At 68.6% G+C, this 15,565-nt stretch carries 13 protein-coding genes; 9 read left to right on the forward strand and 4 right to left on the reverse strand.

Annotated elements, in window-relative coordinates; translation table 11 throughout:
* Positions 1-128 precede the first annotated feature (128 nt).
* The 5 genes from E5CHR_RS27130 to priA all read left to right on the forward strand — a co-directional run bounded on the left by E5CHR_RS27130 (position 129) and on the right by priA (position 7,515).
* Positions 129-872 carry an alanyl-tRNA editing protein gene (locus tag E5CHR_RS27130; RefSeq protein WP_162582883.1) on the forward strand — a complete coding sequence of 248 codons (744 nt, stop codon included), beginning with the start codon at positions 129-131 and terminating at the stop codon, positions 870-872.
* 49 nt (positions 873-921) lie between these two features.
* The gene (locus tag E5CHR_RS27135) at positions 922-3,105 is read left to right on the forward strand and encodes a protein-disulfide reductase DsbD family protein (RefSeq protein ID WP_174255755.1); all 2,184 of its coding nucleotides are present in this window, start codon (positions 922-924) and stop codon (positions 3,103-3,105) included.
* Between the two features lie 93 nt (positions 3,106-3,198).
* A complete protein-coding gene (locus E5CHR_RS27140) occupies positions 3,199-3,891 on the forward strand; it encodes a thioredoxin family protein (protein WP_162582885.1) in 693 nt (230 codons plus the stop codon).
* Positions 3,892-3,946: 55 nt separating this feature from the next.
* Positions 3,947-5,053, forward strand: coding sequence for a uroporphyrinogen decarboxylase (gene hemE, locus E5CHR_RS27145; protein ID WP_162582887.1), 1,107 nt, complete (start codon positions 3,947-3,949; stop codon positions 5,051-5,053).
* Between the two features lie 368 nt (positions 5,054-5,421).
* On the forward strand, positions 5,422-7,515 hold the full coding sequence (priA, locus tag E5CHR_RS27150; RefSeq protein WP_162582889.1) for a replication restart helicase PriA: 2,094 nt from the start codon (positions 5,422-5,424) through the stop codon (positions 7,513-7,515).
* Between the two features lie 56 nt (positions 7,516-7,571).
* Here the strand turns inward: priA and E5CHR_RS27155 are convergent, their stop codons facing one another.
* A complete protein-coding gene (locus E5CHR_RS27155) occupies positions 7,572-7,781 on the reverse strand; it encodes a hypothetical protein (RefSeq protein WP_162582891.1) in 210 nt (69 codons plus the stop codon).
* A 202-nt stretch (positions 7,782-7,983) separates the two neighbouring features.
* On the opposite strand from E5CHR_RS27155, the gene E5CHR_RS27160 reads away from it, so the two are divergent.
* Positions 7,984-8,625 carry a hypothetical protein gene (locus E5CHR_RS27160; RefSeq protein WP_162582893.1) on the forward strand — a complete coding sequence of 214 codons (642 nt, stop codon included), beginning with the start codon at positions 7,984-7,986 and terminating at the stop codon, positions 8,623-8,625.
* Between the two features lie 12 nt (positions 8,626-8,637).
* On the opposite strand, the gene E5CHR_RS27165 is transcribed toward E5CHR_RS27160, so the two are convergent.
* Positions 8,638-9,648: an AEC family transporter gene (locus E5CHR_RS27165; RefSeq protein WP_162582895.1), complete on the reverse strand. Its 1,011-nt coding sequence runs from the start codon at positions 9,646-9,648 to the stop codon at positions 8,638-8,640.
* Between the two features lie 100 nt (positions 9,649-9,748).
* On the opposite strand from E5CHR_RS27165, the gene E5CHR_RS27170 reads away from it, so the two are divergent.
* Genes E5CHR_RS27170 through E5CHR_RS27180 form a run of 3 tightly spaced genes read left to right on the forward strand, consistent with a single transcriptional unit; the run spans position 9,749 to position 13,439 of the window.
* Complete coding sequence (locus tag E5CHR_RS27170; protein WP_162582897.1) at positions 9,749-11,854, forward strand: ATP-dependent helicase; 2,106 nt, start codon at positions 9,749-9,751, stop codon at positions 11,852-11,854.
* Complete coding sequence (locus E5CHR_RS27175) at positions 11,851-12,279, forward strand: hypothetical protein (RefSeq protein ID WP_162582899.1); 429 nt, start codon at positions 11,851-11,853, stop codon at positions 12,277-12,279. Before E5CHR_RS27170 ends, E5CHR_RS27175 begins: the two co-directional genes overlap by 4 nt.
* Positions 12,276-13,439, forward strand: coding sequence for a phospholipase A (locus E5CHR_RS27180; protein ID WP_162582901.1), 1,164 nt, complete (start codon positions 12,276-12,278; stop codon positions 13,437-13,439). Before E5CHR_RS27175 ends, E5CHR_RS27180 begins: the two co-directional genes overlap by 4 nt.
* A gap of 55 nt (positions 13,440-13,494) precedes the next feature.
* On the opposite strand, the gene E5CHR_RS27185 is transcribed toward E5CHR_RS27180, so the two are convergent.
* Positions 13,495-13,827: an NIPSNAP family protein gene (locus E5CHR_RS27185; RefSeq protein ID WP_162582903.1), complete on the reverse strand. Its 333-nt coding sequence runs from the start codon at positions 13,825-13,827 to the stop codon at positions 13,495-13,497.
* Positions 13,811-15,565, reverse strand: a complete 1,755-nt coding sequence (locus tag E5CHR_RS27190) for an FAD-dependent oxidoreductase (protein WP_197893913.1) — start codon at positions 15,563-15,565, stop codon at positions 13,811-13,813. Before E5CHR_RS27190 ends, E5CHR_RS27185 begins: the two co-directional genes overlap by 17 nt.

Consider the following 15,565-nt stretch of genomic DNA (forward strand, 5'->3'; position numbering starts at 1 on the left):
CGGCCGCGCGAGGATGAACCGCGGCCCTTCAGCGAATCATCCCCGCCCCTCACGAGACCAGGCTGTCGGCTGTAGGCGCTTTCGGGCGTGAGCACACCTCGGAGCGGCGCCGCCGCTACCATCGGGCGATGACCGACGACCTGTTCCGAGCCGACGCCTACCTCCGCGCGTGCGAGGCCCGCCTCCTGCGGGCCGACGGAGCCGGGGTCGTGCTCGATCGCACGGTGTTCTACCCGCAAGGCGGCGGGCAGGCCGGCGACAGCGGGCAATTGGTGCTGAGCGACGGCCGCGTGCTGGCGATTGCCGACACCCGAAAGGCCAAGGACGCCGAGGGCCGGCCGACCCACGAGATCGTCCACGTGCCGGCGCCGGGCCAGGACGAGATGCTGGCCGCATTGAGGGTGGGCGAAACGGTGACGGCCCGCATCGACTGGGACCGCCGCCACAAACTGATGCGCTTTCATACCGCGACCCACCTGCTGTGCCACCTGGTCCCCCAGCCGGTCGACGGCTGCTCGATCACGCCCGAATACGCGCGGCTGGATTTCCACATGACCGACCCGCTGGACAAGGAAGCGCTCGGCAGCGGCCTGGCACGACTGGTCGCCGCCGGGCACCCGCTGGCCGTCGGCGCCATCACCGATGCCGAGCTCGATGCGAATCCGGCGCTCGTCAAGAGCATGAGCGTGCAGCCGCCTCGCGGCACCGGCACCGTGCGCACGATCCGCATCGGCGAGGCCGAGTCGATCGACTTCCAGCCCTGCGGAGGAACCCATGTGGCGAATACCCGCGAGATCGGTGCAGTGATCGTGACCAAGATCGAAAAGAAGAGCGCGTCCACGCGCCGGGTGGTGCTGGGATGGGCCCGTTGAGCCCGCTGCGCCGGAACTTCGCCCTGGACGGACGCTCCGACTGACCGGCATGGCCCTGTTCTCCTTCCTCCGACGCGCAGCCTTCCTGGCTGCCATCCTGGCTTCCAGCTTGCCGGCCGCCGCCCAGCTGACTCCCCGCCTCGGGCCCGTCGTCACCACCCCCCATGTGCGCGCGGAGCTGGTCGCGCACGCACCGCAGGGCATCTCCGCCGGCGCGCCCGTCTGGGTGGGGCTGCAGATCGCGCACCAACCCGAGTGGCATACCTACTGGAAGAACGCCGGGGATTCCGGCCTCCCGACCGAACTGGCCTGGTCGCTCCCGGCGGGCGTGTCGGCGGGCGAAATCGCCTGGCCCGTGCCGAAGAAGATTCCCATCGGCACCCTGGCCAACTATGGCTACGAGGGAACGGTGCTGCTGCCGGTGCCCCTGTCGGTGGCGCCCGACTTCAAGGCGCCGGCCGGCCTCACCGGTGCCGAGGCGCTGGACATCAAGCTCAAGGCTTCCTGGCTGGTGTGCCGCAAGGAATGCATCCCCGAAGACGGCGAGTTCCTGCTGAGGCTGCCGGTCCAGGGGTCGACCGCGGTGAACCAGGACGCTTTCCAGGCAGCGCTGGCTGCCCGCCCTGCGTCCCTGGAAAAGCCCGCCTCCATCGCCATCGAGGGCCAGAAGCTGCAGGTCCGGATCGAGGGCCTGCCGGCCCTTGCGCGCGGCAAGACGCTGGAGTTGTTCCCCGAAACCGGCGAGGTGATCCATACCGCGGCCGTCCTCGGCAAGGATTGGACGCAGGCCTGGGAAGGCGACACCTGGACCGCCAGCGTGCCGCTGGCCGAACAGCGCAGCGCAAGCCCCGGCACGATGCCGGTGGTCGTCGCCCTGGCCGAGGCCGATCGACAACCCGGCCAGCCGGTCGCCTGGCGCGCCGAGGCGCCGGTCAGCGGCAGTTGGCCCGCCACCGCTGCGCGTGCCGAGGTGTCGCCCACCCTGCAGGCCGCGCTGGAGGCCAATGCGGCGCCGCCTTTGCCTCGACCCGCTGGCAGCTTCATCGCCGCGCTGCTGGGCGCGTTTCTCGGCGGCCTGCTGCTCAATCTCATGCCTTGCGTCTTCCCGGTGCTGGCCATCAAGGTCCTGGGCTTCACGCGCCGCGCCGACGACCATGCCGCTCACCGGAGCGCTGCCGTGGCCTACACCGCCGGGGTGATGCTGTCCTTCCTCGCCCTCGGGGGCGCGATGCTCGGGCTGCGCGTGGCAGGTGCGCAACTGGGCTGGGGCTTCCAGCTGCAGTCTCCCGCAGTGGTCGCGGTGCTCGCGGCGCTTTTCACCCTGATCGGGCTCAACCTCGCAGGCGTCTTCGAGGTCCGGATGCTCGCGCCGTCCTCGATGTGCAGCGCTCAGGTGCGGCATCCGCTGGCCAACGATTTCCTGTCCGGGGTGCTGGCGGTCGTGATCGCTTCTCCCTGCACGGCCCCTTTCATGGGCGCCTCGATGGGACTCACGATCGGGCTGCCGGCGGCACAGGCCCTGCTGATCTTCGCGGCCCTCGGCTTCGGCCTGGCCCTGCCCTACCTGGCCGCCGGCTTCGTGCCCGGCGTGGCGCGCCTGCTCCCGAAGCCGGGTCCGTGGATGAACATCCTGCGCCGGCTCCTCGCTTTCCCCATCTTCGCCACGGTCGCCTGGCTGGTCTGGGTACTCGGGCAGCAAAGCGGCATCGACGGCGCGGGGGCGCTGCTGGGCCTGCTGGTGTGCCTGGCAGCGGTGGTCTGGGCGTTCACCTTGCGCGGGCGCACCCGCCTTGTGCTGGCAAGCCTGTTGATCGCCGCCACCGCCGTGCTGGCCGGCACGATCGGCGCAAACATCGTCTCCAACGCGGCGCCCGCAGCGGTGGCCTCGGGCGGCGAGCGTTGGCAGGCCTGGTCACCCGTCCGCGTGAGCGAACTCGCCGCGCAGGGCCGGCCGGTGTTCGTCGACTTCACGGCCGCGTGGTGCGTCACCTGCCAGTACAACAAGCGCAGCACGCTGGCCGATGCCGCGCTGCTGGACGAGTTCGACGCGAAGAAAGTGGCCATGCTGCGGGCCGACTGGACCCGGCGCGACCCCGAAATCACCGCCGCACTGGCTTCGCTCGGCCGCAGCGGCGTGCCGGCCTATGTGCTCATGGCGCCGGGACGTGCGCCGGTGGTGCTGACCGAAATCCTTAGCAAGGAAGAGCTTCGCGAGGCGCTCGCGAGACTTTGACCCTGTCCCGCTACGGGTTGTCACAGGCAGGTGAGGAAAGCGTTCTAAGCTGCGGTGGTTGTTGATTTTTTGCAATTGGAGGTCACGCTGACCATGCCCTCGTCGTCCACTGCAGACTCGCGTTCCGCCCGTGCGGCGCGCCAGGCGCGCGCAGCCCTGAGCCGAGCGTCCCGCCGCGCCGTCATGGCCGCCGCCGTCGCCCTCGGTGCCACCTTCCTGATGGGCTCGAATGCCGTGGCCGCAGCGGCCGTGGGCCAGAAGGCGCCCGATTTCGTCGCCGTTGACACCGCCGGCAAGCAGCACCGGCTGTCTGATTTCGCCGGCAAGTTCGTGGTGCTCGAATGGACCAATCCAGGCTGTCCCTTCGTGCGCAAGCATTACGGCAGCGGCAACATGCCCGCGACCCAGAAGGCAGCGACCGAGAAAGGCGTGGTCTGGCTGGCTGTCAACTCGACCGAGCGTGCCGCGAGCGACTACCTGAAGCCCGCCGCCCTCGAGGCCTGGATGAAGGAGCACGCGGCCGCCCCTACCGCCGTGCTGATGGACGAGGATGGCGTCATCGGGCGCGCCTACGCGGCGCGCACCACGCCGCACCTCTACATCATCGATCCACAGGGAGTGCTGGTGTACGCCGGCGGCATCGACAGCATTGCCTCGTCCCGAGCCGAGGACATCAAGACCGCGACGAACTACGTGAACCAGGCCCTCGGCGAGGCCTTCGGCGGCAAGCCGGTCAGCGCGGCGACGACACGGCCCTACGGCTGCTCGATCAAGTACAAGGCCTGACCCCCGGCCCGGCAGCGAACGCCCCGGCGGCGAACGCCCCTGCGACAATCGCGGGATGCCTTTCGCCCCCCTGAAGAACGACACTTTCCTGCGCGCCTGCTGGCGCCAGGCCACCGATCACACGCCGGTCTGGCTCATGCGCCAGGCCGGGCGCTACCTGCCGGAATACGTGGCCACGCGGGCGCGGGCCGGCAGCTTCATGGGGCTGGCCACCAACGTGGACTTCGCCACCGAGGTCACTTTGCAGCCGCTGGCGCGCTATCCGCTCGATGCCGCGATCCTGTTCTCCGACATTCTCACGGTCCCCGACGCGATGGGCCTCGGCCTGTCCTTCGAGGCCGGCGAGGGCCCGCGCTTTGCACGGCCGGTGCGCGACGCGGCCGCCATCGGCGCGCTCGAAGTACCGGACATGGAAAAGCTCCGCTACGTCTTCGACGCCGTTGCCTCGATCCGCCGCGCCCTCGATGGACGGGTGCCGCTGATCGGCTTCTCCGGCAGCCCCTGGACCCTCGCCTGCTACATGGTCGAGGGCGCCGGCTCGAGCGACTACCGCCTGGTCAAGACCCTGCTCTACAGCCGCCCGGACCTCATGCACCGCCTGCTCGCCGTCAATGCCGATGCAGTGGCGGCGTACCTCAACGCGCAGATCGACGCGGGCGCCCAGGCGGTCATGATCTTCGACAGCTGGGGGGGCGTGCTGGCCGACGGCGCGTTCCAGGAATACAGCCTGGCCTATACGTCCCGCGTGCTGTCGCAGCTGCGGCGCCAGGGCGCTGACGGCCAGCCCGTACCGCGCATCGTCTTTACCAAGGGTGGCGGACTCTGGCTGGAGGACATGCGGGCGCTCGACTGCGAGGTGCTGGGCCTGGACTGGACCGTCAACCTCGCCCGCGCCCGCCAGCAGGTGGGCGAGGGCACCGGCGCCAAGGCCCTGCAGGGCAACATCGACCCGAACGTGCTGTTCGCGCCGCCCGAGCGCATCGAGTCCGAAGTCGCCAAGGTGCTGCAGGCCTTCGGACAGCCACACACGGACGCCACCTCCGCGGGACCCACCCATATCTTCAACCTGGGCCATGGCATCAGCCAATTCACGCCACCCGACCACGTAGCGGCCCTGGTGGCCGCCGTGCATGCCCAATCCCGCGCCCAGCGCGGCCGCTGAGGCCGTTATGCCTTGTAAGCACATGAGATCGGGCCTCGAGCGTTTGTCAAGCGCTGAAATGGTAAGGACGGACTGACTTATGCACAAAACAGCTGCTGCGGTGCGCCAAAACATCTGAGGCCTGAGAGCCCTCGCTACCAAAGCGATAGCGCCGCTAAGTTGTTGATTTCTATGGGTTTTGGATTTTGCTTTTTTTGTGGGCATTCCAGCGGAAGCCTTGATTTTCAAGGGCTGCCGGCGGCTCGAGCCCTGATATCAACAAAGTTATCCACAGCAACTCTGGATCTCCTCCAAAGCTCTGACGAATCAACGACTTAGACTACTTTGCTCCAAGTTCCTTTAACCTTCGTTCCCATGGGCAGAGCGCGTTGACCTGGCTTCTCGAGGTGGCCGTTCAGACTCCGGCGCACGCCGCATTAGGGGATCTACTTAGCTACGTGAGCCCAGAACCTGTGGCGCCGGGCATGCTGGTGCGGGTGCCGCTTGGCCGGCGCGAGGTGCTCGGGGTCGTCTGGTCGATGCAACCCGCCACCGGAACGCCGGACGATACGGCGCCGGAGCTCAAGCCGGTCGCCGCCGTGCTGGACGCCCTGCCGCCGCTGGGCGCGGCCTGGCGCGACCTGGTCGCATTTGCCGCCCGTTACTACCAGCGCTCGCTCGGCGAGATCGCGCTGGCGGCGCTGCCACCCCCGCTGCGGGACCTGAGCACGGTGCAGTTGGCTCGGCGCCTCAAGCGGCAGGCAGCGCCGGCGGCGGCCGCCGCCGTCCCTCGCGGCCCGGAACTGACGCCCGAGCAAGCGCACGCGCTGGCGCGCTTCGCGGATGAAAGCGGCCCCTTCCTGCTCTTCGGCAGCACGGGCAGCGGCAAGACCGAGGTCTACCTGCAGGCCGTCGCGGTGCTGCTCGAGCACAAGCCCCAGGCCCAGGCGCTGGTGATGGTGCCCGAGATCAACCTGACTCCACAGCTGGAAGCACGCTTCAAGGATCGCTTCGGCAGCGGCGCTGTGGTGTCGCTGCACAGCGGCATGACCCACCCCCAGCGCCTGGGCAGCTGGCTGGCGGCGCACGCCGGGACGGCGCGCATCGTGCTCGGCACCCGGATGGCGGTGTTCGCCTCGATGCCCGCGCTCGAGCTGATCGTGGTCGACGAGGAGCACGACCCCAGCTACAAGCAGCAGGAAGGCGCCCGCTACTCGGCACGGGACCTCGCTGTCTGGCGCGGACGGCGAGAAGGCGCAAAGGTGATGCTGGGCTCGGCCACGCCGTCGCTGGAGAGCTGGCATCAGAGCCGTCCGGCTGAGGGCGCGGATCCCGGAGGGCGCTATGTGCGCCTGGCGATGCCCTCCCGCATCGGCACGGCAGCGCTCCCCCAGGTACGGCTGGTCGACATGGGCCTGCAGCCGCCCCGCACGGTACTTTCCGCGGCGCTGCTGGATGCCATCGGCCAGCGAGTGGCGCGCGGCGAGCAAAGCATGGTGTTCCTGAACCGGCGCGGCTATGCGCCCGTCCTGGCCTGCGGTGATTGCGACTGGAAGAGCGAATGCCCGCACTGCAGTGCCTACCGCGTCTTCCACAAGATCGACCGCACGCTGCGCTGCCACCATTGCGGCTTTGCCGAGCGCGTGCCGCGCGCCTGCCCCGCCTGCGGCAACCCGGACGTCGCGCCGGTCGGCCGCGGCACGGAGCGGCTCGAGGAGCACCTCGGGGAGCTGTTCGCCGACGTGAAGCGGCCCGACGGCAGCCCGGTGCGCATCGCCCGTATCGACGCCGACAGCACGCGAAGGCACGGCGCACTCGAGTCGCAGCTGGCAGCAGTGCACGCGGGCGAGGTCGACGTGCTGGTCGGTACGCAGATGATCGCCAAGGGCCACGACTTCCGCCGCATCACGCTCGTGGCGGCGGTGAATCCCGACGGGGCGCTCTTTTCCAGCGACTTTCGCGCGCCCGAGCGCCTGTTCGGCTTGCTCATGCAGTCGGCCGGGCGCGCAGGGCGCGACGCGGCGTACCTGACGGCGCAGAACGCCACCGCCGAGATGTGGATCCAGACCCATCACCCGCGGCATGCCCTCTTCGCCGCCCTGCGCCGGCATGACTATCCCGCGTTCGCCCAACGCGAGCTGGAAGAGCGTGCGGCGGCCGGCATGCCGCCGTTCGCCTTTCAGGCCCTGCTGCGTGCCGACGCCCGCACGCAGGAAGCCGCCCAGGGTTTTCTCAATGCCGCCAATGCGGCCGCAGAGGGCCTGGAAGGTGCGCAACAGGTGACCCGCTATTCCGCGGTGCCGCACGCGATCCAGCGCGTGGCGAATGTGGAACGGGCGCAGCTCCTGGTCGAGAGTGCCTCGCGTTCGGCACTGCAGCGACTGCTGGCCGCCTGGCAGCCGGTGCTGCATGCACTGCGCAAGCAGCCCGAGGGGAAAGGCGTGATCCGCTGGCTGGTCGACGTCGACCCGCAGAGCATCTGAACTCGCGGCCAGCGCGCCGCCCAGGCGCCGACCGCCAGGCCGCGCTCACGCTTTCTTCAGTGCATGCCGATCGGCTGCTTGCCCATTTCGATGTACTGCAACGCCGTGCGGCGCTTGCGTTGCCCGTGCCCGGGCCATGCGAACAAGAAGAGGCTGGCGGCGCCCGTCGCCAGCGCAGGGACGGCATTCAAGGCACCCACGTGCCAAAGCCACCCCACGGTGGCGAGGCACCCTACACACAGCATCCAGCGCATCCAAGTCGTCATGGCAATTTCCCCGGCGGTTTGACGCCACTTTAGCAGGGCATTTGAATACGTAAGAACTAGTCAAACGCCATAGTTAACACTATCGGCCAATAGTCAACGGGGGGCTGTAGGCAATATTCTGAAACAAGGGTTGACGCGGCTCCAAACCGCTGTCGAAGTTGCTGTCACGGCCCGGCTCGGGCGCAAACCGAAAGGTCCTCGCATGAAAAGCTGGTCGATCGTCCTGCGAGGCCTTGCGTTGGCTGGCATCACCTGGGGCGCGCAGGCGGCCGAAATCGAGCTGCAGGGCAGTCGCCTGCTGGTCAGCGGCATGCTCGACGGCAGCGCCCTCCAGCGCTTCACCGAGGAGCTCGGCAGCGGACAGGTGCGCACCGTGGTGTTCGAGAATTCACTGGGCGGCACGGCCGAGGCGGCTGGCGAATACGCCCGCGCGATCCGCGCCAGCGGCGTCAACACGGAGGTGAAGGGCCAGTGCCACGCGGCTTGCGCCTATGCCTTCCTGGCCGGCAAGGGGCACCGCTTCGGGCGCGGCTTCCTGGTTCACGGCTTGCTGATCCCGCTGCCCGCGAGGCCACGCCCGGAGGAGCTCGCCAGCCGCTGGCGGGGCGACCAGGCGCAGAAAACATTGGCCGAGTTCACCGCGCCTCCCGCCAAGCCGGACGCCGGCGGCACACCCAGGGAACGCTGGCAACCGGGCCAGGGCGTGCTGTTCACCTCCACACCGACCCTGTTCGGCCGCGTCTACAACAGCTATTACTGCGACGGCACGCAGGGGCACGATACGTCCCGCTGCGAATTGCTGTCCGATGCCGACCCCTACAAGCTCGGCGTGCTCACGCCGTAGCCCCCTGGAGGCTCAGCGCACCCATCCCACTGCGAGCGGAAAGCTGAAGAAGGCCGCCACGGTGGTCCAGAGAATGATGCGGGCGATGCGCCCGCTGTCGGCGCCGAAACGCTCCGCCAGCATTGCCACGTTGCTCGCGCTCGGCAGCGCAGCCACCAGCACCATCACGGCCAGCGCGCTGCGCTCCAGCGGAACGCCCAGCGCCACCGCGCCGCGTCCCGCGCCGTAGACCAGCAAGGGATGCACCAGCAGCTTGATCGCCGCCACCGACAGCAGGTCGGCCGGCCGCGCCGGTGAAAGCGCCCGGACGCCGCTGCCCATCGCTTCCCCCACACGCGCGCTGGCGCGATGCTCGCGGGCCAGCAGCGCCGAGCGGGCGAGCACGGCGCCAATGGTGAACAGTGCCACCGGCGAGGCCGCATCGCCCAGCATCGCAATCGTGCGCTCCACCGGTCCGGGCAGGGCGAGACGGGTGGCGGAAGCGAGCCCGCCCAGCACGATGGCCCAGGGCATCGGGTTCTGCACGATCCCGCGCAGCGCCTGCCGGGCCGCTCGGGCCGGGCCATGCGCATCGGCCCCGTCGAGGCGCGACAGCGCGATGCACAGCGAGGAGGTCAGCACCAGGTCCAGGGCGATGGTGATGATCATCGGCGAGGCCGCCGGCGCGCCGAGGATCGCGATCAGCAGCGGCAGCCCCATAAAGCCGGTGTTGGGAAAGGCGGCCACCAGTGCGCCGAAGGCCGCGTCGTTCCAGAGCATGCCTCGCCGGCGCGCCAGCCCCACCGTGGCGCCGACCACGAGCAGCGCGCAGCTGCCCCACACCAGCCCCACGCCAGCATCGAGCAACTGCCCGATCGGCGCACCCGCGCCGAAACGGAACAGCATGCACGGCAGCGCGAAATAGAGCACGAAGGCATTGAGCCCCGGAATGGCGCCCAGCGGCAGCGCCCCGCAGCGCGCGGCCGCGTAGCCCGCCGCGATCAGCGCGAAGAAAGGGAGCGTGACGGAAAGAATGTGCAGCACGCGGGCGATTGTCGTCGTGCGACATCGCGACACAGCTTTCACACAGGCTTGCACCAGGGCGCCCCCGTATCATTGCCCGCTTTGCGCCTTCGCCGCCTTCATGTCCTCCGGTCTCAATCTCGCGCAGCAAGAAGCCGTCAACTACCTCCATGGGCCCTGCCTGGTGCTCGCCGGCGCAGGGTCGGGCAAGACGCGCGTCATCACGCACAAAGTCGCGCGGCTGATCCAGTCCGGGCTGGCGCCCCAGCGCATCGCCGCGATCACCTTCACCAACAAGGCCGCCAGCGAAATGCGCGAGCGCGCCAAGAGCCTGATCGGGCGCGATGCCAACAAGGTGGTCGTCTGCACCTTCCATGCGCTGGGCGTGCGCATGATGCGCGAGGACGGCGGCGTGCTGGGCCTGAAGCCGGCCTTCAGCATCCTCGACAGCGACGACGTCACCAAGATCCTCAAGGATGCGGGCGGCACCACCGACGCCGCCACCGCGCGCATCTGGCAGTGGACCATCAGCAAGTGGAAGAACATGGGCCTCAACGCCGCACAGGCCGAGGCCCAGGCGGCCGATGACAACGAACGCATCACGGCGCGCATCATGGCGCGCTACGAAGAACGGCTCACCGCCTACCAGAGCGTGGACTTCGACGACCTGATCGGGATGCCGCTCAAGCTGCTGCAGCAGCACGAGGACGTGCGCGCCAAGTGGCAGGCTGCGCTCGGCCATGTGCTGGTCGACGAGTACCAGGACACCAACGCCACGCAGTACGAAGTGCTGAAGGCGCTGGTCGGCCAGCGCGGCCGCTTCACCGCCGTCGGCGACGACGACCAGTCGATCTACGGCTGGCGCGGTGCCACGCTCGACAACCTGCGCAAGCTGCCGGTGGACTTTCCCACCCTCAAGGTCATCAAGCTCGAGCAGAACTACCGCAGCACCAGCGCGATCCTGCGCGCGGCCAACAACGTGATCGGCCCCAATCCGAAGCTCTTTCCCAAGACCCTGTTCAGCGAGCTGGGCGAGGGCGAGCCGGTGCGGGTGGTCGACGCCGACAACGAGGCGCACGAGGCCGATCGCGCGGTAGCGCGCATCCAGAGCCTGCGCGGCGGCGATGCGACCACGCAGGGCCAGCAGTTCAAGGAGTTCCGCGACTTCGCCATCCTGTACCGAGCCAACCACCAGGCGCGCGTGTTCGAGCAGGCCCTGCGCCGGGCGCAGATCCCCTACAAGGTCTCGGGCGGCCAGAGCTTCTTCGACCGCGCCGAGATCAAGGACCTGTGCGGCTGGTTCCGCCTCTGGGTCAACAACGACGACGACCCGGCCTTCCTGCGCGCCGTGACGACGCCCAAGCGTGGCATCGGCCACACCACGCTGGCCAGCCTCGGCACCTTCGCAAGCCAGTACAAGCTGAGCCTGTTCGAGGCCCTTTTCTCTTCCTCGCTGCCCAGCGTGATGGCCAAGCGCGCGCTGGAAGGCCTGCACGAGTTCGGCCGCTACATCAACGACCTCGAGTACCGCGCACGCCGCACCATGGGCGCCGAGGATGCGCGCACCTTCCTGGCCGACTGGCTCAAGGACATCGATTACGAGAAGCACCTCTACGACGGCGAGGACAGCGAACAGGCGGCCGCGAGCCGCTGGACCAACGTGCTCGAGTTCTGCGACTGGATGTCGCAGCGCTGCGGCGGGCAGATCGCCGATGCTTCCGGTGCGACGGTCGAGAACGAGCGCAAGAGCCTGCTCGAAGTGGCCCAGACCATCTCGCTGCTGTCCACCATCAGCGAGCGCGAGAAGGACCAGAACGTGGTCACGCTCTCCACGCTGCATGCGTCCAAGGGCCTGGAGTGGCCGCACGTGATGCTGATCGGCGTCAACGAGGGGCTGCTGCCCTTCAAGCTCGAGGACGACGGCGGCCGGCAGCAGAAGGTCAGCGACGAAACGCTGACGCGCCTGCAGGAGGAGCGCCGCCTCATGTACGTCGGCATCACGCGCGCGCAGCGCAGCCTGGCCGTGAGCTGGACCAAACGCCGCAAGCAGGGCCGAGAGATGGTGCCGGCACAGCCCAGCCGCTTCATCGCCGAGATGGCGCTCGACAAGACGACCATCAAGGAAGATCCGCGCGAGAAGCTCAAGGCCCTGCGCGCCGAGTTCGCGCGCAAGGCCCAGGACAACGCAGCAGCGGCGGCAGCAGCAGCGGCCGCGGCAGGCTCATGAAGCGGCAGCTGCTGCTGGCGCTGGGCCTGGTTGCCGGCGGCGCCCTGGCCCAGCCGGCGTGCCCCGTCACCGGCCGCGAGCTGCCTGCCAGTGCGCTCTATGGCCAATGGGAGGCGCGCATCGAAGGCATTCCAGGCATCGCCCGCGTGCAGCTGGCGCGGCATCCGGACTACGAAGGCGTTCGCGGCACCATCACGCGCGAGAACGGCCCGAAGCCGCCGTCGGTGGGCCAGCTGGCGGGCGACATCGACGACGAAGGCCTGCTCAACATCGACGAGTCGGCGGATGGCCACGCCATCAGCGGCAACTGGCTGGGCGAGCTCCAGCCGGGCTCCTGCGGCAAGGAATTCAGGGGGACGTGGCGCAACGCGTCCGACGACAGCACGCATCCCTTCGTGCTGAACAAGACTGGCAGTTGGCAATGAAACACACGCACATCAGCACCCCGTTCGCGGGGCTCCTCGCCGGCCTCGGCATGGCGCTCGCACAGGCACAGCCCGCGCCGCAGCCGGCCAGCCCCCTGGCCGATGCGCAGCTGACCTGGCAACAATGCCAACGGCTCGCGAGCGACAAGGAGGCACGCCTGGCCTGCTTCGACCGCTGGGCCCAGCAGCAGACGCTCCCGGCGGCCGCAATACCCGCAGCGCCGCCGGCGCTCGCCGCCACGCAGCCACCTGCTCCGGTGGATGCCGCGGTGCCCGCCACGCGCGTCGTCTCGGTCGCCACGGCGGAGGGTTGCCGCGACAGCCAGTACTCCTTGCTTTCGCGCTTCTGGGAACTCGAGAACGGCAGCGACTGCGGCACCTTCAGCTTTCGCGGCTACCGGCCGCTCAACGTGTCGTTCGCAACCTCGAGCCACAAGCCCGACACGCCGACCTCGCCGGCGGCCGGCCATACCGGCACCTACATCCCGTACCAGGCCAACGAGATGCGCCTCGGGCTGTCGGTGCGCACCAAGCTCGCCCAGGGCATGCTGACGCAGGACGACCCGGTCAAGAAAGATTCGCTGTGGTTCGGCTACAGCCAGCAGTCGAGCTGGCAGGTCTTCAACGGCGACATTTCCCGGCCCTTCCGCACCACCGACCACGAGCCGGAACTGATCTACGTCTACCCCACGGATTACCGCCTGCCGGGCGGCTGGCGCTGGCGCTACGCCGGCGTCGGCCTGGTGCACCAGTCGAACGGCCAGAGCCTGCCCTATTCGCGCAGTTGGAACCGCGCCTACCTGATGGCAGGCATGGAGCTGGACGACCGCTTCACCCTCACCGGCCGCATCTGGCAGCGCCTGCACGAGAGCGACGCTGACGACGACAACCCCGACATTTCCAACTACATCGGGCGCGCCGAGATCACGGGCCGCTGGAACCTCGATCGCGACAACACCCTGGCCGTGACGCTGCGCAACAACCTGCGCGCCAGCGGCCGCGGTTCGGTGCGCCTCGAGTGGCTCAAGCCCCTCGGCGATTCGGCAAGGAGCAACCTGCGCCTCCACACACAGCTGTTCTACGGCTACGGCGACACCCTCGTCGACTACAACCGCAAGCGCACAGTGCTGAGCATCGGGCTGAGCCTGGTCGACTTCTAGCGGGCCGTGACGGTCCATTCGCGAGTGAACGGTTGCGGCGCGCGGCCGCAATCCGCTACTGCGCCGGCATCATCTCCACCGCCTTGATCAGCCGCGTCTCCTGCGCCACGACCAGGTGCTCCGAGGCCTGCAGGTAGGCCGGGAAATCCGGATGCGCATCGCGTGCCTTGCAGCGCCGCTCGTAGTCTGCCAGGTCGTCGTAGCCCCACAGGTGCACGAACTGATTGAGCGGGCCGACATGGCTCACATAGAAGCCGAGCGGCGTGCCCAGCGTTTCATTCAGGAAGGGCAAGGCCAGCCGCTTGAACACGTCGAGGAACTCCGGCATCTTGCGAGGCTTGATCGTGTAGATACGGTGGTCGACGAGAGGCTTAGGCGGGTACTGCATCGGGTTCCTTCGAGGTTCGGGTGCTTGAGGACGACAGCGACGGCTCCAGTCCTGCCAGGTGGCGGCCGGTGATGTAGCCGAAGGTCATGATCGGTCCCAGCGTGATGCCTGCGCCCGGGTAGTTGCCCCCCATGACGCTCGCGCGGTCGTTGCCCACGGCGTACAGGCCGTCGATCGGCTGGTCTCCCGCATCGAGCACGCGGCCCACCACGTCGGTGGCGATGCCGTCGAAGGTGCCCAGGTCCCCCATGACGATGCGCAACGCGTAGTAGGGGCCGTTGCCGACCGGTGCGACGCACGGGTTGGGCTTGTTGTCCGGATCGGCGAGATAGCGGTTGAAGGATGTGGTGCCGCGCCCGAACTGGCGGTCGACGCCCTGCACGGCGCCTTCGTTGTATTCGCGCACGGTCTGCTCCAGCCCAACCGGATCGATGCCCGCGTTCTGCGCCAATTCGCGCAGCGTCGCCCCCTTGGCCAGGTAGCCGTTGCGAAGCAGCGGCCCGAGCGGCATCGGCGCCGGCTTGGCGTAGCCCAGCCCGTACTTGCTGATCGTGGCCTGATCGCAGACCAGCCACATGCCGGTGTCCGCGCCCTGCCCCGCCGCGACCATGGCCGCGCCCACGTCGTGATAGGAATTCGACTCGTTGGTGAAGCGCCTGCCGTTCTTCAGCACGCCGATGATGCCGGGCTTGTAGCGGTCCAGCAGATGCGGAAACGCCCCGTACTCGCCCTTGCCGAGCGGCACCTTGGAGGTCGGCATCCAGGCCGCGGGCGAGCTGAAGCGGATCTCCACGCGGCCTCCGGCCTTCTCGGCCAGCCGCGCCCCGTCGCCCGTGTTGCTCTTCGGTACCGGCGAGAAATGCTCGCCGCCGGCTTGCACGTGCGGGTAGGCGCCGGCGATGCGCTGCCTGTCGTGCGAGAACCCGCCGCCGGCCAGCACCACCCCCTTGCGCGCGACGATGCGCTGCAGGCCTTCGGGCCCCTTCACCAGCGCGCCGGTCACGCGGCCGTCCTGGACGATCAATTCCTGGGCCGGCGTGCCGGTGCGGATCGGGATCTTCAGGTCGAGCGCCGATTTTGCGAGGCGCGCCGCCAGCGCGTTGCCGCTCGTCACGTTGATGCCGCGGCGGTAGAGCGCGAGCTCCTTCAAGTGGTTTAGCACGCGCTTCACCACATAGAAGAACGAAGTGAAGGACCTGGTGAAGCGGAAGAAGTGCTTCAAGTCCGCATTGGCGGAGTTGAACATCATCCCGATGAAGGTAATGGTGGCCAGCGGCGGTCGCAGGCGCGCCATGTCCGCGCCCAGTTCGCGAATGTCATAGGGTGCGGCAAGAATCGAGCGGCCGATGTCCACGCCGCCCTCGGCGTCGGGGTGGTAATCGGGGTACAGCGTGGGAATGAACCGCACTTCGGTCTCGCGCTCGAAGAACGCGACCATCTCGGGGCCCTTGTCGATGAAGGCCTCCACGGCCGGGCCGTCGTACCAGCGTCCGGTCTCTGACTTCATGTAGCGGATCACCGCGTCGCGCGTGTCGGCGTAGCCCGCCTTCTTCGCGTGGGGCGACAGCGGAATCCACAGCACGCCGCCCGAGAACGCGGTGGTACCGCCGAACACCGGCTCCTTCTCGACGACGATGACATCGAGCCCGTTTTTCCTGGCGGTGATGGCTGTCGAGAGCCCTCCGGCTCCGGAGCCGATCACCAGCACGTCGCATTCGGCCGTTGGCAGGTCGTTCAT

The organism is Variovorax sp. PBS-H4 (assembly GCF_901827205.1).
Lineage (GTDB): Bacteria > Pseudomonadota > Gammaproteobacteria > Burkholderiales > Burkholderiaceae_C > Variovorax.

Bases quoted from the DNA above. Each gene is read 5' to 3' on its own strand.
- E5CHR_RS27130 (WP_162582883.1), top strand. From the start codon at position 129: ATGACCGACGACCTGTTCCGAGCCGACGCCTACCTCCGCGCGTGCGAG.
- E5CHR_RS27135 (WP_174255755.1), top strand. From the start codon at position 922: ATGGCCCTGTTCTCCTTCCTCCGACGCGCAGCCTTCCTGGCTGCCATC.
- E5CHR_RS27140 (WP_162582885.1), top strand. From the start codon at position 3,199: ATGCCCTCGTCGTCCACTGCAGACTCGCGTTCCGCCCGTGCGGCGCGC.
- hemE (WP_162582887.1), top strand. From the start codon at position 3,947: ATGCCTTTCGCCCCCCTGAAGAACGACACTTTCCTGCGCGCCTGCTGG.
- E5CHR_RS27155 (WP_162582891.1), bottom strand. From the start codon at position 7,781: ATGACGACTTGGATGCGCTGGATGCTGTGTGTAGGGTGCCTCGCCACC.
- E5CHR_RS27160 (WP_162582893.1), top strand. From the start codon at position 7,984: ATGAAAAGCTGGTCGATCGTCCTGCGAGGCCTTGCGTTGGCTGGCATC.
- E5CHR_RS27170 (WP_162582897.1), top strand. From the start codon at position 9,749: ATGTCCTCCGGTCTCAATCTCGCGCAGCAAGAAGCCGTCAACTACCTC.
- E5CHR_RS27175 (WP_162582899.1), top strand. From the start codon at position 11,851: ATGAAGCGGCAGCTGCTGCTGGCGCTGGGCCTGGTTGCCGGCGGCGCC.
- E5CHR_RS27180 (WP_162582901.1), top strand. From the start codon at position 12,276: ATGAAACACACGCACATCAGCACCCCGTTCGCGGGGCTCCTCGCCGGC.
- E5CHR_RS27185 (WP_162582903.1), bottom strand. From the start codon at position 13,827: ATGCAGTACCCGCCTAAGCCTCTCGTCGACCACCGTATCTACACGATC.
- E5CHR_RS27190 (WP_197893913.1), bottom strand. From the start codon at position 15,565: ATGAACGACCTGCCAACGGCCGAATGCGACGTGCTGGTGATCGGCTCC.